The sequence below is a fragment of the Agrobacterium sp. NPDC090283 genome (genome assembly GCF_044769685.1).
GTDB lineage: Bacteria > Pseudomonadota > Alphaproteobacteria > Rhizobiales > Rhizobiaceae > Agrobacterium.
Genome location: NZ_JBIVYG010000008.1, coordinates 217,472 through 240,380, shown reverse-complemented (window position 1 = coordinate 240,380; position 22,909 = coordinate 217,472). Strand labels below are relative to the sequence as shown.

At 60.3% G+C, this 22,909-nt stretch carries 24 protein-coding genes; 13 read left to right on the top strand and 11 right to left on the bottom strand.

Going from position 1 to position 22,909, the window contains the following annotated elements; all coding sequences use genetic code 11:
* The 7 genes from ACIQUH_RS14460 to ACIQUH_RS14430 all read right to left on the bottom strand — a co-directional run bounded on the left by ACIQUH_RS14460 (position 1) and on the right by ACIQUH_RS14430 (position 8,567).
* Positions 1-3,522 (bottom strand): DEAD/DEAH box helicase, encoded by a 3,522-nt coding sequence (locus ACIQUH_RS14460; protein WP_400816176.1) that lies wholly within the window; start codon positions 3,520-3,522, stop codon positions 1-3.
* A complete protein-coding gene (locus ACIQUH_RS14455) occupies positions 3,506-4,285 on the bottom strand; it encodes a Hachiman antiphage defense system protein HamA (protein ID WP_400816174.1) in 780 nt (259 codons plus the stop codon). The genes ACIQUH_RS14460 and ACIQUH_RS14455 overlap by 17 nt, the downstream gene beginning before the upstream one ends.
* A gap of 11 nt (positions 4,286-4,296) precedes the next feature.
* The gene (locus ACIQUH_RS14450; protein ID WP_400816172.1) at positions 4,297-5,100 is read right to left on the bottom strand and encodes a restriction endonuclease; all 804 of its coding nucleotides are present in this window, start codon (positions 5,098-5,100) and stop codon (positions 4,297-4,299) included.
* Between the two features lie 101 nt (positions 5,101-5,201).
* Positions 5,202-6,239, bottom strand: coding sequence for a nucleotidyl transferase AbiEii/AbiGii toxin family protein (locus ACIQUH_RS14445; protein ID WP_400816170.1), 1,038 nt, complete (start codon positions 6,237-6,239; stop codon positions 5,202-5,204).
* Positions 6,232-6,861, bottom strand: coding sequence for a DUF6088 family protein (locus tag ACIQUH_RS14440; protein WP_400816168.1), 630 nt, complete (start codon positions 6,859-6,861; stop codon positions 6,232-6,234). Before ACIQUH_RS14440 ends, ACIQUH_RS14445 begins: the two co-directional genes overlap by 8 nt.
* A gap of 495 nt (positions 6,862-7,356) precedes the next feature.
* Entirely contained in the window at positions 7,357-7,845 is a 489-nt protein-coding gene (locus ACIQUH_RS14435; RefSeq protein ID WP_400816166.1) for a hypothetical protein, read from the bottom strand.
* A 143-nt stretch (positions 7,846-7,988) separates the two neighbouring features.
* Positions 7,989-8,567, bottom strand: a complete 579-nt coding sequence (locus ACIQUH_RS14430; RefSeq protein WP_400816164.1) for a TetR/AcrR family transcriptional regulator — start codon at positions 8,565-8,567, stop codon at positions 7,989-7,991.
* A 355-nt stretch (positions 8,568-8,922) separates the two neighbouring features.
* Here ACIQUH_RS14430 and ACIQUH_RS14425 point away from each other — a divergent pair, with 355 nt between their 5' ends.
* Together ACIQUH_RS14425 and ACIQUH_RS14420 are read left to right on the top strand one after the other, a co-directional pair.
* On the top strand, positions 8,923-9,624 hold the full coding sequence (locus tag ACIQUH_RS14425) for a methyltransferase family protein (protein ID WP_400816162.1): 702 nt from the start codon (positions 8,923-8,925) through the stop codon (positions 9,622-9,624).
* Between the two features lie 91 nt (positions 9,625-9,715).
* Positions 9,716-10,432, top strand: coding sequence for a 2'-5' RNA ligase family protein (locus tag ACIQUH_RS14420; protein ID WP_400816160.1), 717 nt, complete (start codon positions 9,716-9,718; stop codon positions 10,430-10,432).
* 204 nt (positions 10,433-10,636) lie between these two features.
* Here ACIQUH_RS14420 and ACIQUH_RS14415 read toward each other — a convergent pair whose 3' ends face one another.
* Positions 10,637-10,804 carry a hypothetical protein gene (locus ACIQUH_RS14415; RefSeq protein ID WP_003503889.1) on the bottom strand — a complete coding sequence of 56 codons (168 nt, stop codon included), beginning with the start codon at positions 10,802-10,804 and terminating at the stop codon, positions 10,637-10,639.
* Between the two features lie 236 nt (positions 10,805-11,040).
* Between ACIQUH_RS14415 and ACIQUH_RS14410 the strand changes: the two genes are divergently transcribed.
* From ACIQUH_RS14410 to ACIQUH_RS14400, 3 genes are all read left to right on the top strand, one after another.
* Positions 11,041-11,388: an ArsC family reductase gene (locus ACIQUH_RS14410; protein WP_400816157.1), complete on the top strand. Its 348-nt coding sequence runs from the start codon at positions 11,041-11,043 to the stop codon at positions 11,386-11,388.
* A 12-nt stretch (positions 11,389-11,400) separates the two neighbouring features.
* Entirely contained in the window at positions 11,401-11,877 is a 477-nt protein-coding gene (ybaK, locus tag ACIQUH_RS14405) for a Cys-tRNA(Pro) deacylase (RefSeq protein WP_400816155.1), read from the top strand.
* A gap of 88 nt (positions 11,878-11,965) precedes the next feature.
* Complete coding sequence (locus tag ACIQUH_RS14400; RefSeq protein ID WP_400816153.1) at positions 11,966-13,204, top strand: aminopeptidase; 1,239 nt, start codon at positions 11,966-11,968, stop codon at positions 13,202-13,204.
* A 6-nt stretch (positions 13,205-13,210) separates the two neighbouring features.
* On the opposite strand, the gene ACIQUH_RS14395 is transcribed toward ACIQUH_RS14400, so the two are convergent.
* Positions 13,211-14,074: an EamA family transporter gene (locus ACIQUH_RS14395; RefSeq protein ID WP_400816151.1), complete on the bottom strand. Its 864-nt coding sequence runs from the start codon at positions 14,072-14,074 to the stop codon at positions 13,211-13,213.
* A gap of 81 nt (positions 14,075-14,155) precedes the next feature.
* Between ACIQUH_RS14395 and ACIQUH_RS14390 the strand changes: the two genes are divergently transcribed.
* From ACIQUH_RS14390 to ACIQUH_RS14380, 3 genes are all read left to right on the top strand, one after another.
* Entirely contained in the window at positions 14,156-14,656 is a 501-nt protein-coding gene (locus ACIQUH_RS14390) for a MarR family winged helix-turn-helix transcriptional regulator (RefSeq protein ID WP_400816149.1), read from the top strand.
* A gap of 108 nt (positions 14,657-14,764) precedes the next feature.
* Positions 14,765-15,472 carry a FadR/GntR family transcriptional regulator gene (locus ACIQUH_RS14385; RefSeq protein ID WP_400816147.1) on the top strand — a complete coding sequence of 236 codons (708 nt, stop codon included), beginning with the start codon at positions 14,765-14,767 and terminating at the stop codon, positions 15,470-15,472.
* A 57-nt stretch (positions 15,473-15,529) separates the two neighbouring features.
* Complete coding sequence (locus ACIQUH_RS14380; protein WP_400816145.1) at positions 15,530-16,732, top strand: mandelate racemase/muconate lactonizing enzyme family protein; 1,203 nt, start codon at positions 15,530-15,532, stop codon at positions 16,730-16,732.
* Here the strand turns inward: ACIQUH_RS14380 and xseA are convergent, their stop codons facing one another.
* Positions 16,733-18,331 carry an exodeoxyribonuclease VII large subunit gene (xseA, locus tag ACIQUH_RS14375; RefSeq protein WP_400816143.1) on the bottom strand — a complete coding sequence of 533 codons (1,599 nt, stop codon included), beginning with the start codon at positions 18,329-18,331 and terminating at the stop codon, positions 16,733-16,735.
* 189 nt (positions 18,332-18,520) lie between these two features.
* On the opposite strand from xseA, the gene ACIQUH_RS14370 reads away from it, so the two are divergent.
* Positions 18,521-18,763, top strand: a complete 243-nt coding sequence (locus ACIQUH_RS14370) for a hypothetical protein (protein ID WP_400816141.1) — start codon at positions 18,521-18,523, stop codon at positions 18,761-18,763.
* Between the two features lie 12 nt (positions 18,764-18,775).
* Positions 18,776-19,147, top strand: a complete 372-nt coding sequence (locus tag ACIQUH_RS14365) for a hypothetical protein (protein ID WP_400816139.1) — start codon at positions 18,776-18,778, stop codon at positions 19,145-19,147.
* On the opposite strand, the gene ACIQUH_RS14360 is transcribed toward ACIQUH_RS14365, so the two are convergent.
* Positions 19,144-20,127: a Gfo/Idh/MocA family protein gene (locus tag ACIQUH_RS14360; RefSeq protein WP_400816137.1), complete on the bottom strand. Its 984-nt coding sequence runs from the start codon at positions 20,125-20,127 to the stop codon at positions 19,144-19,146. The genes ACIQUH_RS14365 and ACIQUH_RS14360 overlap by 4 nt on opposite strands.
* Positions 20,128-20,306: 179 nt before the next feature.
* Here ACIQUH_RS14360 and ACIQUH_RS14355 point away from each other — a divergent pair, with 179 nt between their 5' ends.
* From ACIQUH_RS14355 to ACIQUH_RS14345, 3 genes are all read left to right on the top strand, one after another.
* A complete protein-coding gene (locus tag ACIQUH_RS14355; RefSeq protein ID WP_400816135.1) occupies positions 20,307-20,867 on the top strand; it encodes a cysteine hydrolase family protein in 561 nt (186 codons plus the stop codon).
* The gene (locus ACIQUH_RS14350; RefSeq protein ID WP_400816131.1) at positions 20,867-21,850 is read left to right on the top strand and encodes a GlxA family transcriptional regulator; all 984 of its coding nucleotides are present in this window, start codon (positions 20,867-20,869) and stop codon (positions 21,848-21,850) included. Before ACIQUH_RS14355 ends, ACIQUH_RS14350 begins: the two co-directional genes overlap by 1 nt.
* A 108-nt stretch (positions 21,851-21,958) precedes the next feature.
* Entirely contained in the window at positions 21,959-22,909 is a 951-nt protein-coding gene (locus tag ACIQUH_RS14345; RefSeq protein ID WP_400816129.1) for an aldo/keto reductase, read from the top strand.

Below are 22,909 nucleotides of genomic sequence, written 5' to 3'. Positions count from 1 at the left end.
CTAGGTGGTCCACAAATCGTCGGGACCGAGGTAGCTCAAGTCGAGCTGAGCGACGTTCAGAGCCACGCTCGTTCGCACGAGACCGCGTCGATTGGGGTTGAGCGGATGTAGCAGCAGTCCGATCGCGTGCCCGTCGGGCGCCAGAACCAGTGGCTGTCCGTTCCGATGAAAGAGGCTGACTGGCGTACCCGGAGGCGCGGGCGCAGCGAACCACTGAACATTTCCAAGATAGTCTCGCCGTGCCCAGGTCCGGTTATTCGCCGGTGCGAACTCCTGGATGAATTCCAGCCATATGGCCCGCGTCTCGGCGGTGGGCCAGTCGGGTCGCGCCGACCAGGCTGCGAGATCAGGTGAGCGCAACCATGCGCGCAATTGCGCTCCGGTGGTAAAGGTGGCGGCTGTGTCGGTGACGGCTTTGATGGCCGCGAGCCGCGAATTGAACCCCGCCTGGATCAGGATCGAGGTGGAGCGGTTCATCGTCCCCGTTTCGACAGCGGGCACAGCCAGGCCAAGTTCATGGTCGTCCAGGCCCAGTGCCAATATGCCGACGACGTCGCCATTGGCCGCGGCACGAACGCGCAAGGCCTCCATGGCCCAAGGCAGGCGATAAACCAGGCCGCCTTCGATAAATTGTAATGCCTCGGCTTCCTGCCCGGCGACGATCGCGGCCAATGGCTGCCCGAGTAGCCAGAATCTGAGGATGTCGCGCCAATTCGCCGGGAATGGGTCCGGTTCAAATGGATAGAAGGTGAACACGCGCTCGGCGATGCCGGTGATCGCAGCGATCGCCGCCTCATGGTCCGAGGCCGCGAGGGCCGCGTTTGCCTGTATGAGAAGGAGGTTCGCTTCAGGCGCAACTGCGTCCAGCGCATGTCCCGCCTCGAGGCCGAGCCCGGCCAGGAAGTAGCCGCGCCGCCTAACGGCGGTCGAATTCGCCCAGATATACCGGCTCCGCGTGAGCAGCGTAGTGCGATAGGCAACGCGCAATGCGTCGTCGACGCGCAGCAGGCGGCGTTGCCAGAGCGAAGATTGAAGGATGTTGTCGAGCGCGGCCTCGATCTGATCATCAGGTACGTCGGCCTCGCCGATGAGGCTGAGAATGGCGGTGTCGAGGGTCGCCATGTGACGCTCCCACTCTTTCAGCGCCCGCTCACGCTTGTCGGCCTTTTCGCCGGCAACCTCGGGGAAAGTCCAGGCCGCGGCATTGTTGACGACATAGTCCATCAACTGGTCGAGGTTGCCGCCAAGCCGCGCGTGCATGCGGCTGAGCAGCGAGAGGATGAGTTGGATGAGCCCGCTTTCCATCTCGCGGGCGCCGAGGTCCTCGATCAGCCCGACCCATTCGTCGTGCTTCTTGTTCTTTGCATCCTCAAAGATGGGATAGAGGACAAGGCCTTCGACATCGACATAGGCCCGGCCCGCGCGTCCGATGACGTTCTTGAATTCGGAGACCTTTATCTTCTCGCCGTGCCGGTAGAGCGAGTGCATGACCACCGCGGTCGCCGAGAGATTGAGGCCCTGCGCCAATGTCGGCGATGAGATCGTGACCTTGAGCACACCGTCACGCAGAAGGCGCTCGACTTCCTTGCGATAGGCGGTCGGCAAGGCGCCATGGTGAAGCGCCACACCAAGTCGAAGACATTTCAGGATGTCGCTGTCCGGCCCAAGCCATTCTTCACCGAGCGCGATGGCGGTCTGCAGGGTGGCCGGATTGACCGTGAGCAAGGACGCGAGTGCGCCGCGCGAGTGCAGTTCAACGATGACCTTGGCAAAGGGTTCGACGCTGCGGCGCTCCGGGCAATAGATCAGCACGGTCTGGCCGTCGCTGACGAGACGCCATGCGGTAGCAAGGCTCAATTCCTGCTGATTGTCCGGGAAGAGCCTGGTGCGGAGCTTCTTCGGCGGCACGAACAGCGGCGGTGCCGCGCCAGTGAGAAATCGGGGCACGAAGGGTTTTTCCTCGCCGACGCGAAGATTGAGGCGCGCTGCCGGCGAATTCCAGATGACTTCGCCGAAGCGCAAGCGCGTCGGACGCCAATCGTGCTTGATGGGACCGCCCGGTTGATCGCGGCGCAGCCACGCCGAGAAGTCTTCCATTTGATCGCCGTCGGGAAGAATTGCCGACAGGCAGACGATGCGACGTTGATCGGCGTCCTGACGACGCAGGAGGCGTTGAATCTGAACCTCGTATCGAACTTCGCGTTCGCCGGGACCGATCATATGGCCTTCGTCGAACACGAGCAGGCCCACATCGTCGAGCAGCGACGGATCGTTCCTCAAGGCGAAATCGAGCTTCTCGGGGGTCGCGACGACGATGTCACGCTCGCGGATGGCATCCTCGTCGAAGCCGGACACGCCGATGCTGCCGTAGAGGGCGGAAATGGTCTTGCCGAGCGGCCCGAAGGTGCGCTGAAGCGTGGTTTCGGTTTGTGCTGACAGGGCGCGAAGCGGGGTCACGAACATGACGCGCTGCCCGCCGGCCAAACATCTCAGAATGGACAGTTCGGCGATGCGAGTCTTGCCGGCGCTGGTCGGCAGCGAAACGACGAGATTGTCGGTCTGATCGACAGCGCGCGACGCCGCCTCGGTCTGTGACGGCCACAGGTCGACCTCCGCCCTTGGGCGGCGAGCGAGCAAGGCGATGAAGAGCTCGCGTAGGCCGGGCCATGAAGGAGCAGCGCCGCCGGCGGGAAGCAGCGGAACCTTTTCGTGGAAGGTGTTCGACCAGAGATCGGAAAGCAGATGGATGGCGACCCGATGCACCCACCATTGCGGCAGAAGGTTCAGTTCCCCGCAGATGTCGAGATTCTCGCGAAGCTGGGCGATTGCCCGGTCGAGAAGAGCACGTTCGCCGCGATCCAGGCCGAGCAGGAACATCGCAAAGGCGCCGAAGAAGGCGTCCGTCAGGGCGAGGTCCAAGCCCTCGAAGAGAAAGTCTTTTCCGTCCCGTTCCGGCGCGTCGGCGGCGACGGGCTCGGCGAGACGCTGCTGGAAGAGCGCCGTAATGGTCGCGTCTGATCCTCGGCCATCGAGGCGGAAGGCATACACTCGCGTGCGCAGCGCGTTGATGTCTCGGCGCATTAAGAGTGCGAGCGCCTGTTCGATCGGCGAGAAATTTGCCTCGTCGGCCACGACTGCAAGGAGGGAATAGGCCTGGGCGGAAAGGTGCGCGAGGTGATAGCTGGCGGCTGCCATCACGAAATGGAAGTCGCGGTCTGCTTCGCCGCGATTGCCTTTGGCCATAACCGCTTCGAGGGCGGTTGCGGCCTGTTCGAACGCCGTCCGTGCCTGGTTCGGGTCGCCGTCGAGTTCGAGGAGGCGTAGCCCCAGCCCAAGCAAGCCATAGGCGTAACTGTGGAGATCGAAACTGAGCTGCGGCGAGAAGGCGGGCGCGTCGGGCGGGAGAACACCGTCACGCCAGATCATTGCGCGAGCCTGCCCGCGCGCAATGAGCCTGCCGCGGAAGCCTGCCGCCGCAGCGTCGGTAATCGCCGCTGTGATCGCGTCAGGGGTGGTTGGCATCGGCTATGACTCGATCGTAGACGGCTCCGACAAAGGCGGCGTGACCGTTGACGTGCAGACCGATGCCCCATTGCCCGATCGGGCCGGGATAGGCTTGCAGCGCCTGCGTCAGCAGGGCCTGCGGAGAATTCCCCGAGAAGGTGAAGAGGAGATGTTTCACGCTCTCAGGCGGGATGCCGTTCCGGTAGAGCGCCTCGTCGATGGCGTCGACGAGCGGCGCGTCGGTGCCCAGTTCCATCAACCTGGCTGAGATGAAGGATAGGGCGTGCGAGGACGGCAGGCCTCCGTCCTTATTCAGGCCGGCGCGCGCCTCCTCCAGCGTTTGGGCGCGCAGATCGATGCGGCTCTTTGCTTCTGTCTTCAGGAAGCGGAGGCGCTGTGTCGCTGGGTCAAGCATCATGCCGATGACGTCATCGCCACGCATCGCCATGTTGCGGTGATCCTTCCAGCGCAGTCGCTTGATCGGCGCACGATAGCCGCTGTGTGCGTCGATCCACTCCGTAGCGTAGATCTCGCCAAGGTCGCCCGATCGGATCTGTGGCGTTTGCGGGAGAAGATCGGTGACCATTTGCGCGGCGGCGGCTTTGCCCAGCCGCGCAAGCGCCGCGGCTATACGTTCCTCGGCGGCATAGTGCGCGGGAACGGCGGTGGCTGTCACTTGGATACCGGTCGCGGCGTCTGCCGGCCGGCCCGTCATGACCCGGACGTGGTGATTGCCGAGGGGCGTGTCTGCCGAGTCGCACCAATCGTTGAACTGCACCATGCGCCGCCGCCTCAGATCGGGAAGAGATCACGAACACGAAGGAAGGGCATGCCGGTTTCGGCCGCCCTGCGCACCTTGCGTTCCAGAACCTGATTGAGCGGTATTTCCCGGTCGAGCATCTCATAGAGGTCGAGACCGTCCATGCAGATTACGCGCTTGCCTCGACCGAAGGCGACCAAGCCGTCTTCGGAAAAGCCGCTATTGCTCATGAACAGACCCCGCGTCCATGCCGCCTTCTGCTCGATTTTGCCATGGAACGTGTGGAGATCGGCAACACCGATCGGCTGGCCGTGCCATTTGGCCTCCAGCAGATAGGTGTCGCTGCCGAGCTGGAAACTGCCGTCGATCTGCTCGCCACGCAGCCGAAAAGGCTCCTGGGCAGCAAGGCCGAAAGCATCAAACAGATCCTTGAGGAATCCCTCGAACGCAAAGCCGCGTGCCTGTGCGCCGAGTGAAGAAACCCGCAGCAGTTCAGACTTGATGGTCGCGATTTTTTGCCGATCGACGGCGGGCGCTGGTGCAGGCCGAGCCGGCACGGGCGACACGCCGCCGGAGAGGCGGTCGATCAAGCCCTGATAGCGTGTTGCGGCGTCGTTTACGGGGTCCTTTGCACCGCTACGGGCGAGATACTCGGAACGGTGTTCCCAAAGCGCGGTAAGCGTGCGGACAGCAGTGGCGTCATCGCAGTGTTGCAAGAAGTAGCGCAGCCGCTTCCCCTTCGACCCGCCGTTCGCCGAGAATTTGGGATCGTCGATGTTGACCTTCAGCTCGGACGCGAAAAATTCCGCGAAGCTCGTGTCAGAAAAGTCGAGCACGAAGCCAGAGCCTCGGACGAAGTCAACGAGATCATCGACAAGGCGCAGATCTATGGAACGTATCGCGCTAATAAATTGTCCTCCCCAGCCCCTTTGTCCATCTATCTATTGATGACTTCCTGAAGTGCCGCAATCCTCTCCAGTATGTCGTCGAACGACGGCGGGGATTCGTCAAACATCATCGGCGCCATTGCTCGATAGTCGGTGCGCAAGTCCTTCACACGCGATTCTTCCGGCATGAGCCGCAACGTCCCCGGTCGAGCAGTATCGTAGCTGGCCCAGCCCGACCGAAAGAAGGTCGCCTTGTGCTTCGCGACCTGCGCCAGCAGGTCGAAGTCGACGACGGCTTCCTTGCCCTCGACCGTGTCGAGCAGCATGGCGAGATCGTAATAGTGACGGGAGAAATATTGCGGCATCGCCGAATCCGGCGGGCGATGCGCTTCTGCATGGAGCGCCGTGGCCTTTTCCCAGAAGGTGCGGCGGGCGGACAGGACGGTGACGGCGACATCCGGCGCGTCAAAGAAATCGGGAAAATCCTCCGCCGAATATGGGTGGATTGTCTTTTCTTCGGTCGGCCAGGGATCTCCGCGCGCGCCCATCTCCAGCTTCACGCGCGGCGTGATGTAGCCGATGCTTTCATATTCGGTCGCAGGAAGCGCGGTGGGATAGTGGAAGTTCACCGTCTGCGCGTCGTTGGGGTCGATTTCCAGCGACCATGCTCCGGCGGCAGGTTCGCCAAGATGCTCCACGATCGCGGCGTGGAGCGCTGGAAGCAGCTTGTCGGCGATATGCCGTTCGACATCGCTCACGAGGTCGTCGATAAGTTGGCTGGTCTTCTTCTTGCTGAGCCCATCCTTCTCGGGATCGCGGTCCCCGGTGTAGCCGAGATCCGCGCGATCGAAGGAGAGATCAATATCCTCGGAGAAGCGGCGGATGGCGTTGAAGGCTTTCGACAGCGACGTGCCGCCCTTGAAGACCAGCGAGGCGGTATCCTTGCCCTGCACCGTGAACAGCCGTTTCAGCGTCCAGCAGACCCAGAAGTCCTTTTCGACGATCGTGTTCGCCATACCGCGGGCCGCGCCCGATTCACCGAAGAGGGCGGCGCGGTCCTCGGTCGGAAGCAAGGCGACCTTATCCATTGCTTCCGACCAAATCTGCGCTGGCGATCGAGGCGAGCGTAGGCCGCATCCAGGCGGGAGCCTGAGTGGCCGAGGCCGCGAGGGTCTTCTTGTCGGACGCCGACAGATGATGCGCCGCGACCTGCGCGACATCGGTGGCGCGCGACGGACCTACATGCCGGAGCGCCTGAACGACAGTGCCCGCCGGACTGCCGGGGGCGATCAGATGCTTGGGGGATGCGTGCCGGAGGTCGACCACGCGCTTGCCCAGCACCACGCGCCGGGACGGCCCGTCGGTCAGGTAGGTGTTCTTCGCCGGCATCTGCGTCGTCAGGCCGAGGGCGTTCGCCGCCCGAGCGCCCGCGATCTGCACCTGCGATCCCGTCTCACGCGCCAACGCCTGCGCGACGTCATCGGGCGTGGGCGAGAGCTGTCCGAGTTTCGGATGGAGCTTGGGATAGTCATACAGGCCACGGGTGAGGCGACGTAGCGCGCCGTTCTTGACCAATCGCGAAAGAGCCTGATCGACCGCTGCGCGCCCGGCAACGTCCAAGAAGTCGCTGGGCGTGAAGACGCCGCCACGTCCGCTAGAGCGGGCGCGCTTCATAATCCGATCGGGAACCGATGTGATCGCCGTTTTCATGTGTCAGAAAATAGCCTATGTTTTTCTGACATTCAAGGTCTGCAAATTTTGCTAGGGGTTGTCGGTCTCCAGCAAAGGGGGCGTTGCGGGGCCTCCCCGCAGAAGGGGTCGGCCGAGACCTTGGCTCGGCCGCAGGGGAAGGCTTTCCCCTCATACCGGACTGTTTCCTTTGAGCGCTTCCCGAATCTCCCAAGTAGGATGGAAAATGGAACCGCGAGTCGGTATGATGTAGTTCTTGCGAGGACATTCGCCGTCTGTTCCGCGAACTGAAGCGGCGACCGTCACCGGCGATAGGTGGCGAAATTTTTTACGAGCCGATCAGCCGAAAAAACCCAATGATTTCAAGAGGGATAGCTTTTTGACGGTGGGTGCGGCGGCATATGGCTCCCAAGAAATATTTTTTCGCTTTGTTTTTCAATAGGTTAGACCACAAGGCGAACAATTGAGTGGGAATAGGACTATACTCGACACGGTCCGATAAATATGACGCCGCGACTAGTTCGCGGCGTTTCTGTTTTGTCGTGTGAGATGGATCATCTGAGCCGTCAGGCCCACGACGAGGATCGCCAGCAACCCGGCCTGAACGCCAAGAAGCAGCGGCGATTTCAGGTCCGTAACCAGCGGGTGACCGTCCGGAACACGACGCAGGATTTCGCTCACCGTCGGGACCATCAAAAGAAATGCACTGATGCTGAGACAGATGGTTTCAATATATCTGGCGATGCGCGTTGAACCCAGAACGCGCTCGATGCCGTAACCGGCAAGCAGGAACAGGATGGTCAGGACGCCAACACCGTAGCTGATCGGCTGATGTGCCACGAGGAAGACCGTGGCAGCGCCGATCAGCATGGAAACAAGATAGACGGCGCCCGGCGCTGATCGGGGAACAATTCGACCGTGGCGGGCAAACATGTAGATGGCGGCGGGAATGGCCGGCAGGCTTCCAAGCGTGTGGATCCAGCCAAGCGGAGAAATTCCGAACATGAGAGATTACCTTTCTCGTCCAGAGGACGGGTTGGTCCGGGAAGCAGACCGTCATCGACAAATCTACCAGCTTGATGCCGTCTAATTTTTTCGGTGGCATGCCGCTCGGGCCACGCGTCCATCTGTCTCGCGAAGCTCCGATTTCAAGCGGTCATGCGCTCCAGCATGGGACGGGTTATTGCGCCAAAAGTCGTCGCATCACCGTGGGCACGGGCGGAGAGCATCGCGCCGTGAACGGTGGCCATGAAGATTTCAGCATTGGTTCTGGCGGTCCCGCTCAGCATGAGGCGCCCCTGTGCAACACCACGTTCCAGAACGGCGGTGAGCCAGTCGGAGAGGCTTTGAAAATGCGCGCGCACTTCAAGAGCGACCGTTTCAGGAAGAACCGGGATTTCACTGGCGAGCAGAGCACAGACGCAGAAGGGATGCGTAGCCTCGGCGATGCAGCCCTCCCAATAGCCGATATAGGCGCGGAGCTGTTCGAGCGGGTCGGAGATGTTTCGTTCCAGTTCGGCAATACCGGCTTCCGCCTCCTGCCTGTATTGCGCAACCAGTTTTTGGACCAGATCGGACTTGCTGGGAAAATGGTGGTGAATGCTTGCATTGCGAATGCCGACCACGGCGGAAATGTCGGCATAGCTGAAGCTGTTATAGCCACCCTTTATGATCAGGGCGCGTGCGCAGCGAAGAATTTCATCAGCCTTGGTCTGGGGATTTTTCATAGGCATTACCTACCAACTAGTAGGTAGAATGTCAACACCAGGCGGTTTTGCCTATGACCACTGACAGGAGCTTCCCGGAAACCGCCCGCGCGTGGCTGATATGGCGGGACCCATCGACGACCGATGGCGGTTGACCGATGCCCCCGAACAGCGGCCGAACCATCCCGGTCCGGACGCTAATGTCCTACGGTTGACAAGACCGGACGCCGCTTGCACGTTTGACTTTCTGCCCTTTTTCGCCAGTATTTCGACCGTCCTTCGCAGAGTATCCTCGGTCCGGCACGGCTTCAGGCCGCTGCAACGCAGTCCGTTAGGAGAGGCTACGTTCGCCTGCAAAGGACAATGGGAGGAGCCGATGACACACGATGCCGATCCGAAGCCAATGTCACGCTCCGCGGCGATCCTCTACGCCATTATTTCACCGCTCAGCCTGATGGCCCTGATTTTTCTGCCTGCAGGCCAGATTGGCTGGTGTCCGGGCTGGGTTTTCGTCGCGGTCGTCGTCGCCGCCTTTGGCCTTTCGGCGCTGGTATTGGCGCGTGTGAACCCGGTCATTTTCCGCGCGCGCAGCCAGTTCCAGCCGGGCACCAAGAAATGGGACCTGTTCCTCGTCACCGGTATCCTTCTTGCTTTTTCCGCCGAAATCCCGGTCGCGGCACTCGATGCCGGCCGGATGGGGTGGTCCATCGTGCCGATCTCGGCCGTCCTGCTTGGGTATATCCTGCTTGTCGGCGGCATTGCGGTTACGGCCTGGGCCCAGGCCGTCAATCCATTCTTCGAGCCGGGTGTCCGCATCCAAAGCGAGCGCGGGCAACGGGTGATCACGTCGGGGCCATACCGTATCGTGCGCCACCCCGGCTACACGGCCGCAATCGCCATGTTCACGGGCATACCGCTCGCATTGGGTTCCTGGGTAGCTTTGCTCCCCGCCGCTTTGGCCATCGCCCTGCTGATCCTGCGCACCGGCTGGGAAGATCGTCTACTTCAGGCAGAATTGTCCGGTTATGCTGACTATGCCCGTGAAAGGCGCCATCGCCTGTTTCCCGGCATCTGGTGAGCGCCACTTGGCTATTGTTCTCTTTTTGTTCTTTTAATTCTTAGCGGTGATGATAATATCGCGGCCCTGGCATAGGCCGTGGAGCATCGTCATGGGTTTCGAGTTGGCAGATGAAGGAGGTTCAAGGCAGCTTTTCTTCGAAGGGTATGAGCCGGAGAAAATACGACGTTTCAATCCGCGATTTAGCAGCAAACTCTTGATCACGATGAAACCACCGGCAGCTCTCGCGGAGCGAATTTTTGCCGATGCGTCACGTCATGCCGCAGGGCGGACAAAGCGTGAGGCCTATCCGCAGGAACTTCTGCATATAACCCTGCTCTGTATCGGATCTTTCGAGACCGTGCCTCAAGGGCTGGTAAATCGGCTGCGAGCGGTACTGGGGGAGATCAAGGCGCGACCCGTTCCGATCACCTTCGATGGATCGTCGCTTTTCGGCAATCGCAACAGTCTGGTGCTGCGAAGCAACCGCGAAATGCAGGAACTTAAGGCCCTGGCGAAGATGGTGCAACGCGCCCTTTGGCGGGCAAACCTGCCCTATGTCGTCGCGCCGTCGCTTACGCCGCATCTCACCGTGATCTATGGCTGCGGGAAAATTGAGCTGATGCCGGCGGAAAAGCCCTATAGCTGGCTGGCGGGGAGCTTCGAGCTGGTTTTCAGCCACAATGGCGAAACACGACATGAGTCGCTTGGGCGCTTCGCACTTTCGCCGAAAGCGGACTGTTATGAGCGGCCTGAAAGCCAGTTACAATTGCCGGAAAAAGTAATCGGACGCTCGAAACGGCAGACGCAAAGGCTGGCGGTACGATAATCTGCACCCGAAGCGGCATAGCACTTCCACGCCGGGAATTATTTCCGAATTCAATAATGAAAACGACACGGGGCCTTGTTGTGCAAGTCCGGCGCGTTTTTTTTGCGCCATTCGCACATCCACCGCGCCCGTCGAAAACCGAACCCGTTGTCGATCCTTGAGCGCAAGCGAGGCGATATCGCCTCGCAACGGATAATGACCAGCTTAGAGCTGTACCTTGTCGAAAGCCTTGCCGTCGATGCCGAGGGCTTCGAGATCGGCGCGGGCGGGCTTGCGATGTGCGCGAACAGCGGCCGAAACCGAGAGCGCTGCACCGAGAACGGCGAAAGTTTCACCGAAGAAGTTACGCGATGTCTTTGCAACCTGACGCATTTTTCTCTCCATCTTTGATGCCCAGATAATGGGCATTTCCGGCCCGTTCTACAACTCATGATGTAGCAGGGAAGCCATGCAGCTTTGCTCGCGCTCGTTTGGATATCAGCCAATGCGATTTTGCATGGCTTAACCACCAGGACCGGGTAAGTGCGCTGGGCGTTTCAGCAGGCGGGTTGAATAAGACGGATATTTTGTTATGCCGGAAGTGCTTTTAAAGACGAAGGGCAGAAGGCATGACGGTCACGATTTACGGCATCAAGAACTGCGACACGATGAAGAAGGCCAGAAGCTGGCTGGAAGCCAACGGCGTCGACTATTCTTTCCATGACTATAAGGCGGCCGGCATCGACCGTGCCCATCTGGAAACATGGTGCGATGCCGCGGGCTGGGAAACGGTTCTCAACCGGGCCGGCACCACCTTCAAAAAACTCGACGACGGCCAGAAGACCGATCTCACCCGTGAGAAGGCCATCGAGCTGATGCTGGAACAGCCCTCCATGATCAAGCGTCCCGTGCTGGAGGCAAAGGGCAGGATAACCGTCGGTTTCAAGCCTGAAACCTACCAGACCCTTTTTGCGTGAACGCAGCCCGCCATGTCCAAAACGACCCGCGCCACCCAGATGCTGACGAAGGCCGGCGTTGCCTTCAGCACCGTCACCTATGACTACGACCCGAATGCCGATCGGATCGGCCTGCAGGCGGCCGAGGCGATCGGTGAGGCCCCGCATCTGGTGCTGAAGACGCTGATGGCGGAATTGGACGGCAAACCGGTCTGCGTTGTCGTCCCCTCGGACCGCGAGGTCAGCATGAAGAAGCTGGCCGCCGCCTTCGGAGGCAAATCCGCCAGCATGATGAAGCCTGCCGATGCGGAACGGGCCACCGGTTACCATGTCGGCGGCATCAGCCCTTTCGGGCAGAAGAAACAGGTGCCGACGGCCATCGAGGCCGGGGCCATGGCGCATGATTATGTCTACATGAATGGCGGGCAGCGTGGCTTGCAGGTGAGGCTTTCGCCCCGCGATGCCCAAACGGCGCTGAAGGCCATTGCCGCGCCGCTGGTCGCCGATTGAAGCGCAAGGGGCGCGCCTGAAAGCATTTGGCTTTCGGAAGGAATGGGCTATGGTCGGCGCCTCCGATTGAAATAGACGAAGGCAGATCATGACCGCTTCCCCCATCGATCCCGTCAAACTCGAAAAACTGGCCGAAGTCGCCGTCAAGGTCGGCCTGCAATTGCAGAAGGATCAGGATCTGGTGATTACCGCGCCACTGGCAGCCCTGCCGCTGGTGCGATTTTTGACCAAACACGCCTATATGGCGGGTGGCGGACTGGTCACCACCTTCTATTCCGATGAGGAAACCACGTTGGCGCGCTATCGCCATGCCAGCGACGCCAATTTCGACCGGGCTTCCGGCTGGCTTTATGAAGGCATGGCGAAGGCCTATGCCAATGGCGCGGCGCGGCTGGCGATTGCCGGCGACAATCCCATGCTGCTGGCCGAACAGGACCCGGCCAAGGTGGCGCGCGCCAACAAGGCCAACTCCACCGCCTACAAGCCGGCACTGGAGAAGATTTCCAATTTCGACATCAACTGGAACATCATCTCCTATCCGAACCCTTCCTGGGCAAAGCAGGTCTTTCCGGATGTGACGGAAGACGAAGCGGTCCGCAAGCTCGCGGATGCCATCTTCGCCGCATCGCGGGTGGATGTGGCCGATCCGGTGGCGGCCTGGGCGCAGCACAATGCCAACCTTGCCAAGCGCTCCGCATGGCTGAACGGCGAGCGCTTCTCCGCGCTGCATTTCACCGGCCCCGGTACGGATGTGAAGATCGGTCTGGCAGACGGCCATGAATGGCATGGCGGCGCCTCCACCGCCAAGAACGGTGTCACCTGCAACCCGAATATCCCGACGGAAGAAGTGTTCACCACGCCGCATGCGCTGCGGGTTGACGGTTACGTTTCCAGCACCAAGCCGCTCTCACATCAGGGAACGTTGATCGACGATATCCAGGTGAAGTTCGAGGCTGGCCGTATCGTCGAAGCCAAGGCTTCCAGGGGTGAAGCGGTGCTGAACAAGGTGCTCGACACCGATGAGGGAGCGCGGCGTCTTGGCGAAGTGGCGCTGGTGCCGCATTCCTCACCGATTTCGGCAAGCGGCATCCTGTTCTACAACACCCTGTTCGATGAAAACGCCTCCTGCCACATCGCACTTGGCCAATGCTATTCGAAATGCTTCCTCGACGGCGCTTCGCTGTCGCAGGATGAGATCAAGGCGCAGGGCGGTAATTCCAGCCTGATCCATATCGACTGGATGATCGGTTCCGACAAGGTGGATATTGACGGTGTGAAGCCGGATGGCTCCACGGTTCCGGTGATGCGCAAGGGTGAATGGGCCTGACGGCACCTATCGCGGCAACTGGCTGCGCTGACTGAGCCAGATGCTGAAAAGCACCGCAACGAAACCGGCGATCTGCGCTGGCGCGAGGCTTTGGCCAAGCGCCAGCCAGCCAAGCAGGGTTGCAACGACCGGGCTTAGAAAACCGAGCGATGCCGCGGCGGAGGGTTCGATGCGGGCAAGCCCGCGAAACCACAGGAAATAAGTCAAGGCGGCACCGATAAGACCCAGATAGGCCATGCCGAGAATATTGGCCGCTGTCGGCGTCGGAAGGGCAGGCTCCAGGAAACAGGCGACGGGCAGCAGCAGAATGCCGCCCGCCGTCAATTGCCAGGCAGTGAATGTGAGGTTCGACACCGGCGGTCGCCATTTGCGGGTCAGCACCGTTCCAAAAGCCATGGATACGGCGCCGGCAAGACCCGCGGCCACACCGATACCATCCAGCGCAGCACCCGGCGCCAGAACCAGAAGCGCGACGCCGACAATGCCCAGAAAACCGGCCGCGATGGCCAGCGGCCGGACGGGTGCCGCGAGAAACAGCCGGGAAAGGCCAATGACGATGAGCGGCTGGACTGCGCCCACCGTGGCAGCCACGCCGCCCGGCAGCCGATAGGCCGAGACAAAAAGCATCGCCCAGAAGAACGAGAAGTTCAACGCCCCCAGAATGAAGCTGCGCGGCCACCAGATACCTTGCGGCAGCCTTCTCACGAAAAGCAGCAAAAGCACACCGGCCGGCAATGCGCGCAGCATGGCGACATGGAAGGGATAGCCGTGCGGCAAAAATTCGGTCGTGACGAAATAGGTGGTTCCCCAGATGGCGGGGGCAAGGGCGGTCACCAGCACATCGGCGGCATAGGTCGTATTTTTCTTCATTTCAAGAATCTCTATATCAAGATAAATGCAATCTAGCCGATTTTATCTTGACGTCAAGACATCAATTGTTATGCCTTGGTGATGAGCAAAGAACCGCTGGACCACGTCGACCACATTCTGGCGCAATGGCGCAGGGAGCGACCCGATCTCGATGTCGGCCCCATGGGGCTGCTCGGGCGCCTGAACCGTCTCAGCACCCATCTCGGCCGGGAGGTGGAGGCGGTGCTGCTGAAGCACGGGCTTTCCTCTTCCGCTTTCGATGTGCTGGCGACATTGCGGCGCTCCGGCTCACCCTACCGGCTTTCCCCCGGCGATCTTCTGGCCATGACGATGGTGAGCTCCGGCACCATGACCAATCGGATCGACCAGCTCGAAAAAGCCGGGCTGGTGGAGCGCATACATAACCCGAACGACCGGCGCAGCGTCTTGATATCTTTGACGGAACAGGGGTTTGCCATTGTCGAGGAAGCGGCAGGCGCTCACGTCGAAAACCAGCACCGCCTGGTCGCCGGTCTCAGCGAAGAAGAGCGTGCGACGCTGAACCAGCTGCTGAAACGTTTTTTGCGGGATTTCGAAGAATAGGCTTTTTCGGCCGAATAAACACACCAGGGCTTCGTGATGGCGCTTGTTTCGCGCCCAAAAACCCTGTAAGCAATTCTCCATAAACCTGTACTACAGGTTGGAGGAAAAATGTATAACGCCATTTCAAATGAATCCGGTCTCGTCAGCAGCACGATCGGCGCGATCACCCGTCACATCAGGGAAAACGAACTTGCGCCCGGCGCGAAGCTGCCCAGCGAGCTTTCGCTCTCGCAGCAGCTCGGCGTTTCGCGCACTGTCGTCCGTGAGGCTTTCCGGTCTTTGTCGGCCATGCGGCTGATCGATGTCAGCGCCGGCAAGCGCGCAACGGTGGCGACATTGGATCATGGCGCCATGTCGCTGATGTTCGAGCACGGCATTCATACCGAACAGATCAATATCCAGCAGATCTACGATGTGCGCCGCACGATCGAAGTCAGAACCGTGACGCTCGCGGCCCTCAGGCGGACGGATGCGGAAGCACTCACCATTCTTGACCACGCCAACAACATGGAGCGGGATTTCGGTGACAATGACAAGGTCATGGAACACGACCTTGCCTTTCACCTCGCCGTCGCCAGGGCCTCCAAGAACCCGGTTTTCGAGCTCATTCTCGGCGCTTTCCAGAACGTGACGCGCCAGACATGGCCAATCGGCTGGAAAAGCCGCACATCCGATGCGCAGCGCCATGCCGCAAGCGAGCTTCACATCGCCATAGGGCAGGCCATTGCCGCCGGCGATCCACAAACAGCCTCAACGCTGATGGCGCGGCATTTCGATGAAAGCGTGCACGCGCTTCTGGCCGCCGGCATCGCCTGATTTTTCAAACACCGTTCCATACGGAACACGACCTGCCTCTGGAGGAGGAAACACTTCATGAAAATCACAAAACTCGAGACCGTCCGCGTGGCGGAACGGACGAACCTGCTCTGGGTTCTGGTCCATACCGATGAGGGCATTACCGGGCTTGGCGAAACCTTCTTCGGAGCGGAGACGGTGGAGACCTATGTGCATGAATATATCGCGCCCCGCGTGATCGGTCGCGATCCGCTGCAAATCGACCTTCTGGCGCAAGACCTCGTCGGTTATCTCGGCTTCCGCTCATCGGGCGCGGAAGTGCGTGGCAATTCCGCCTTCGATATCGCGCTGTGGGATATTTTTGGCAAGGCCACCAACCAGCCGATCGCCCAGCTTCTCGGCGGCTTCAGCCGCAAGGAAATCCGCACCTACAATACCTGCGCGGGCACCGAATACATCAAGAAGGCAACCGGGCAGCAGACGGCCAATTACGGCCTTTCCAGCGGCAAGGACTATGACGACCTCAACGGCTTCCTTCACCGCGCTGACGAACTGGCCCATTCGCTGCTGGAAGACGGCATCACGGCTATGAAAATCTGGCCCTTCGATGCGGCGGCGGAAAAGACGCGCGGCCAATATATTTCGATGCCGGACCTCAAAAGCGCGCTTGAGCCGTTCGAAAAAATCCGCAAGGCAGTGGGCGACAAGATGGATATCATGGTGGAGTTTCACTCCATGTGGCAGCTTCTGCCCGCCATGCAGATCGCCAAGGCCCTCACCCCCTACCAGACCTTCTGGCATGAAGACCCGATCAAGATGGACAGCCTTTCCAGCCTGACGCGTTATGCCACCGTTTCGCCCGCGCCGATTTCCGCATCGGAGACGCTCGGTTCCCGCTGGGCTTTCCGCGATCTCCTGGAAACGGGTGCGGCCGGTGTGGTGATGCTTGACATCAGCTGGTGCGGCGGGCTTTCGGAGGCACGCAAGATCGCTTCCATGGCGGAAGCCTGGCATCTGCCGGTCGCCCCGCATGATTGCACCGGGCCAGTGGTGCTCTGCGCCTCCACCCATCTGTCGCTCAATGCGCCAAACGCGCTGGTGCAGGAAAGCGTGCGCGCCTTCTACAAGACCTGGTATCGCGATCTCGTCACCGCATTGCCGGAAGTGAAAAACGGCATGATCACCGTGCCGCCTGGGGCCGGCCTTGGCATGGAGCTGCATCCAGACATCGAAAAGACCTTCACCGTCAGCCGGCGTTTTTCAGATGCTGCATCGATCTGATCAGAACAGGCTGCCCTGATTGCCAGGGCCGGAAGAAGCCGGTTTCGCCGGCTTCTTTTTTGACACTGCGGGAGTGTCAGGGGATGGCGCGCCCTCTCCCGTTGTAATGGCCGAGACGCGGCCATCGGCAAATTCCATCGATACCACCGCACCGGAGGCAATGGCCGCTGCACGGGTCAGCGGCCGGTTTTCCTCATCGCGGATCACGGCATAACCACGCTTCAACACGTTTTTATAAGATAGCGATTGCAGGATGCGATCATGGGCGGCAAGGCCCGCACGGTTCTGCGTCATGCGGTGCAGCACGGCTGTGTCGGCACGGCGTGCGGCGGTGATGGTGCGTTCCTTCTGCCGCTCCAGCTGGCCGAGCAGACGGGCGGGAAGCGAACGCAGCGCGGAATCGAAGGCATCGACACGGCCTTTTCCCTGCAGCAGACGGCGCTCCACCAGGGCCTCTGCCCGGTGCATGCGCTCGGTAATTCGTTGCCTGTGCTGTTTGAGACCGTTCAGCAGCGTTTCAGGCCTGAGACCCGAGGCGGAGCGTTCGAAGGCGCGGCGCTTGTTGAGGGTTGTCATTTCCAACCCGCGGCCGAGACCGCTCGCGGCCTCGTCGAAACGGCGGCGCGGCAGGGCCAGAAGCTGATCGAGAGACGGCAGCGCGCGCACCAGCGCCCGCACGCCCTGACGGCGATTGTCCATCTGCCGCGATACCGAGCCTGAAAGACGCGCGGCAAGTCCGGAGAGCTGCGCTTCGAGTTCCGCCCGCACCGGCACCGCCATTTCGGCAGCGCCCGTCGGTGTAGGCGCACGTACATCGGCGGCGTAGTCGATCAAGGTCGTATCGGTCTCATGCCCGACGGCGGAAATCAGCGGGATTTCGCTTTCGGCAGCCGCACGCACGACGATTTCGTCGTTGAAACTCCAGAGGTCTTCCAGACTGCCGCCGCCACGCGCGACGATCAGCACATCCGGCCGCGCAATTTCGCCACCTGGCTTCAGCGCGTTGAAACCGCGAATGGCATTCGCCACCTCCTCGCCCGAGCCTTCGCCCTGCACCTTGACCGGCCAGACGACGACATGCACGGGAAAACGATCCGAGATACGGTGAAGAATATCGCGAATGACCGCGCCGGTGGGCGAGGTGACGACACCGATGACATGCGGCATGAACGGCAGGCGACGCTTGCGGGCCGGATCGAACAGCCCTTCCGCCGCCAGACGCCGGCGGCGGTCTTCGAGCAGCGCCATCAGTGCGCCGGCACCGGCCGGTTCAAGGCTTTCTATGACGATCTGATATTTCGACGATCCGGGAAAGGTGGTTACCTTGCCGGTGGCAATCACTTCCATACCCTCTTCCGGGCGGAATTTCAGCCGCGAGAACGTGCCTTTCCAGATCACCGCATCGATGCGGGCGCGATCGTCCTTCAGCGAAAAATAGGCGTGTCCCGAAGAATGCGGCCCTCGATAGCCGGAAATCTCGCCGCGCACCCGCACCTGCTCGAAAGCCGTCTCCACCGTTCGCTTGATGGAACCCGACAGTTCGGAGACCGAGAATTCGGCAAGATTGCTCAATGCTGCGTGGGAGAAGATATCGCTCATGCCCGTTTGTAACCAAAACCCGTCGATTCGGAAATGCCGGCGCCGGCACGCCCCATTTTAACGACGATGAAACCATATCCTCAACTAACGAGTTAGGAAAATGGGGATTGGAGGAGAAAACAAGGGTTCATTAGGGAAGACGGCGTTACGTCTTGCCCCAGGCCCGACAACCAAAGAGGAGGCGGCATCATGATTTTTCTTACCGCCACAGTGCTCGGCGTAACCGCAGTTGCGCTCCGTTCGGTTTTCAGCATCGTTTTTATCTGCATGATGATTATCGCCGCCTATGGCGTAGCGATCGCACTTTCTTCGGCGGCAGTGTCCTTGATGTCGCTGCTTCTGGCACTCGCCGGTTACAATTTCGGCGTCGTGGGTGTCGTTATCAGCCTTCTGGTGCTGCAGCGCCCGCGTTCCACCCAGCCTACGCTTTAAAAGCTTACGGCCTTGAGGCTTCCGCATTTTGCGCTAACCGAGATTTGCGGACTGGCCGCTGACCTTGCCGTTACCTGCCTGCTTATTTTCAATCTCGGCGTCGAGCCGTTGGCCGCCCGTTTGCCGGGCGCAGCAGCAGGGCTTGCAACAAGCTGGCGGCTGAACCGTGCAAATGGTGAGGCATCGGCCAGGCTGAACAGCTTTCTGACGAATGCCGTCACACTCACCTCACGCATCGTCAGCGTCGGGCTGTTTGCCCTGCTGCAGTGGCGTAACCCGCTGGTGCAGCCACTCGTCCCGCTTGCCTTTTCAGCGCTCGCGGCACTGGTGCTGGCGCTTTACGGTTATTGGCGGCTTCAAAAGCAACGGCAAGATCAGGATTAAACCGCTTCCCAGCCATCCTTTTCCGCCGCCCGATAGATAGCGTCGATGAAAAGCTGGTTCTTCCTCGAGCTTTCCAGCGTGACGACGTCACCCTCACCCTTCGCCGCCCGGGCAAAGGCCTCCGCCTCCAGCTTATATTGACGGCTATCCTGAAATCGGAAGATCTGCGACTGGTTATGGGCCTGATTGGTCAGCTCGATCTCTTCCGAACCCCAGCGATTGGCGTTAAAGGGCGACTTGACCTCGATGTAGCCGTCCGTGCCATGGAAAACCATCAGTTGGCGAGCGGCAAGCTGGGTCGCCAGATAAAAGCTCAGTTCGAAATCACCGAAATCGGCCCTGACGCTGGAATAGATATCGGTGCCGAATTCCTTATCGCGCTCGACGGTAGCCTGCACGCGTTTCGGCTCCGCATTCGTGGCAAAGCGGGTGACGATGGTCGGATAGACGCCGATATCGGGCAAGGCACCGCCACCCAGTTCGGGAATATTGCGCATATTGCCGGGGTCACGATTAAAATAGCTGAAAGCACCCTGCACATGCTTCAGTGTCCCGATCGCGCCCGAGGCCAGCAATTCCTTCACCTTCGCCCAGACGGGCGCATAGGTGACCATGAAGGCTTCCGAGATGACAACGCGGTTGCGGTCGCGCGCGGTAATGAGGGTGTCGATCTCCCCTGCCTTCAAAGCAATCGGCTTTTCGCACAGAACATGTTTGCCGGCATCGGCCGCCTTGATGGTCCATTCCACGTGCTGCGATGTGGGAAGCGGAATGTAAACCGCGTCGATGACATCGGATGCCAGCATTTCCTCATAGGAGCCGAAAGCATGAGGCACGGAAAAACGGTCCGCAACCGCGCGCGCCTTGACGATATCCCGGCTGGCGATGGCGCTGACCACGCAGTTCTGTGCATCCTGTATCGCCGGAATGACGTGATCCTGAGCGATTTTCGCCGTTGAGATTATTCCGAAGCGCAGCATTCCATTCTCCCGCTCTGCCATCCATCGGAAACTTACCACCGTCACGCCTCCTGACAAGCCGCAGGGCATGATAGAATTATAGATGGCTTAATTTGTCCTCTCTTTGTCGGGATATCTGCTTTTCTCCTGACCTTATAGGGGGAATTATGCTATGTATGAACCCAATGGAGAAACATGAAATGTCCTCTTCCCATACAGCACTGCTTGTTATCGACGTTCAGGAATCCTTTCGGCACGCCCCCTATTTCGAAGAAAGCGAGCTTGCCACCTATCTGGAGAAGCAGCAGGCGCTGATCGACGGCGCCAAAACTGCGGGCATTCCCGTCGTGCAAATCTTCCATGTCGATGGCGACAAGGCCTTCTCGAAAGACAGCGGCTATATCCGTGCACTGGACGGGGTGCGGATTACCCCTGATGTCACCTTTCACAAGAACCGCCATTCGGCCTTTGCCGGCACCGGCCTCGAAATCTGGCTGACGCAGAAGGGTATCAACCGGCTGATCGTCTCCGGCATCCGCACCGAGCAATGCTGCGAAACCACCACCCGGCACGCTTCCGATCTTGGCTACAGCGTCGACTACGTTACCGAAGCAACACTGACTTTCCCGATGACACATGCCTCCGGCACCGTCTTCAGCCCGGACGATATCCGCAAACGGACCGAACTCGTGCTTGCCGGTCGCTTCGCGCGCATCGCCACCGTCAACGATGCGCTTGCCACGGTAAAAGAGGCAGCCTGATGGACAAAGGCGGCACGCGCACCATTCCCTTTTATACGCTTGTGCCGCCACATGCGCTGTTGCTAGACATTGCCGGTCCGCTCGAAGTGATCCGTTATGCCAACGGCGAACAGCGGGACATCAATTTTATCTGCCATTACATTGCCGCGAGCGGCGAACAACAGTCCTCAATCGGCCTTGGGCTCTCCGGGCTGGAGAGCTTGCCCGCGAGCCTGCCGGAAAATGCTTTCCTGCTGATCTCTGGCAGCACGTCACGCTTCGACAACGATCCGGAGACCCGGCGAGAGCGGCAGGCACTGGCGGCATGGCTGCGCCGTGCAGTGCGCCCCGACACAACGGTCATTTCCATCTGCTCCGGCGCCCTGCTGGCGGGCGAAGCGGGACTTTTTGACGGGCGAAACTGCACGACCCATGCCGATTGCGTTGAAGGGCTGCGTCGCATCGCGCCGCTGTCCCAGGTGGCAGAGAACCGCCTTTTCGTCGAGGATGGCAACCGCTTCTCAAGCGCCGGTATTTCCACCGGCATCGACCTGATGTTGCATGTGGTGTCCCGGCTGACATCCCCGGCCGTCGCGGCCCGTATTGCCAAAACCATGGTCGTTTATCTCAGGCGCAGCGGCAGCGATCCGCAAATCTCCCCCTGGCTCACTGGCCGCAATCATATCCATCCAGCCATTCATCGGGTTCAGGACCGTGTGATGGCGGAGCCGGCGCAGGACTGGTCGCTGGAGCGGCTGGCCGATATTGCCGCGCTCAGCGAAAGGCATCTGTCGCGCCTGTTTCGCGAGCATACCGGCATCAGCGTCATCGACTACGTCAACCTGATGCGGGTCAATCTCGCCCGTGACATTCTCACCAACAGCCGTCTCGATATGGAAACCATTGCCGAACGGGCGGGCTTTGCATCGGCCCGCCACCTGCGGCGGGTCTGGCAGCAGCACAATCGTTACCCTCCCAGCCACTATCGCGGTTTTCAGGCCTGATTGTCGTAGTCCTCCCGCCGCCTGATGAATGCCATCAAAGGAATTGAATGGTTATGTCGGCAGGCAGTTGCTAACCTTGCCACCAAGACAGCAACAGGAGCATTCCCCGTGGAAAAACGAAGCCTTGGCCGCACCGGCCTCTCCATCGCCCCGATCGTCTTCGGTGGCAACGTGTTCGGCTGGACAGCGGATGAGAAGACTTCCTTTGCCCTGCTCGACGCCTTTTTCGATGCCGGGTTCAACGCCATCGACACGGCGGATGTCTATTCCGCCTGGGTAGACGGCCATGTGGGCGGAGAATCCGAGGCGATCATCGGCAAATGGCTGAAGCAGTCGAGCGTCAGGCGTGAGGATGCGGTGATCGTCACCAAGGTCGGTTTCGACAATCGCGGCGAGAAGACCGGCCTCAGCGCTAAATGGATCGCGGAAGCCGTCGAGGCTTCGCTGAAGCGGCTGCAAACCGACTATATCGACCTCTACCTCGCCCATAAACCGGATACGGAGGTGCGGCTGGAAGAGACGCTTGCCGCCTTCGCAAAGCTGAAGGAGCAGGGAAAAATCCGCGCCATCGGCTGCTCCAACTACTCTGCGAGCCAGCTTCAGGACGCGCTGGACACGGCTGCGAAGAACGATCTTCCCCGCTACGACGTGCTGCAGCCGGAATATAATCTCTATAACCGCGCGGATTTCGAAGGTCCGCTTGCCGATCTTTGTGTGAAAGAAGAGATTGGCGTCATCAATTACTACAGCCTCGCTGCCGGCTTCCTGACCGGGAAATACCGCGCCAAGGCCGATACGGAGGGTGTCGCCCGCAGCTATCGGGTCGGCGAATATGTCAACACGCGCGGCCTTGCCGTTCTGGGGGCGATGGACGCGGTGGCGGTGGAGACCGGCGCCAAACTTGCCGATATCGCGCTCGCCTGGCTTTTGCGGAAAAAGGCGATAACCGCGCCGATTGCCAGCGCTACCAGCCTGTCCCAGCTTGAAAGCTTCAAACGTGCCGTCGACCTGAAACTGACCGATGAGATGATGACGCTTCTCGACAAGGCGGGCGCATAA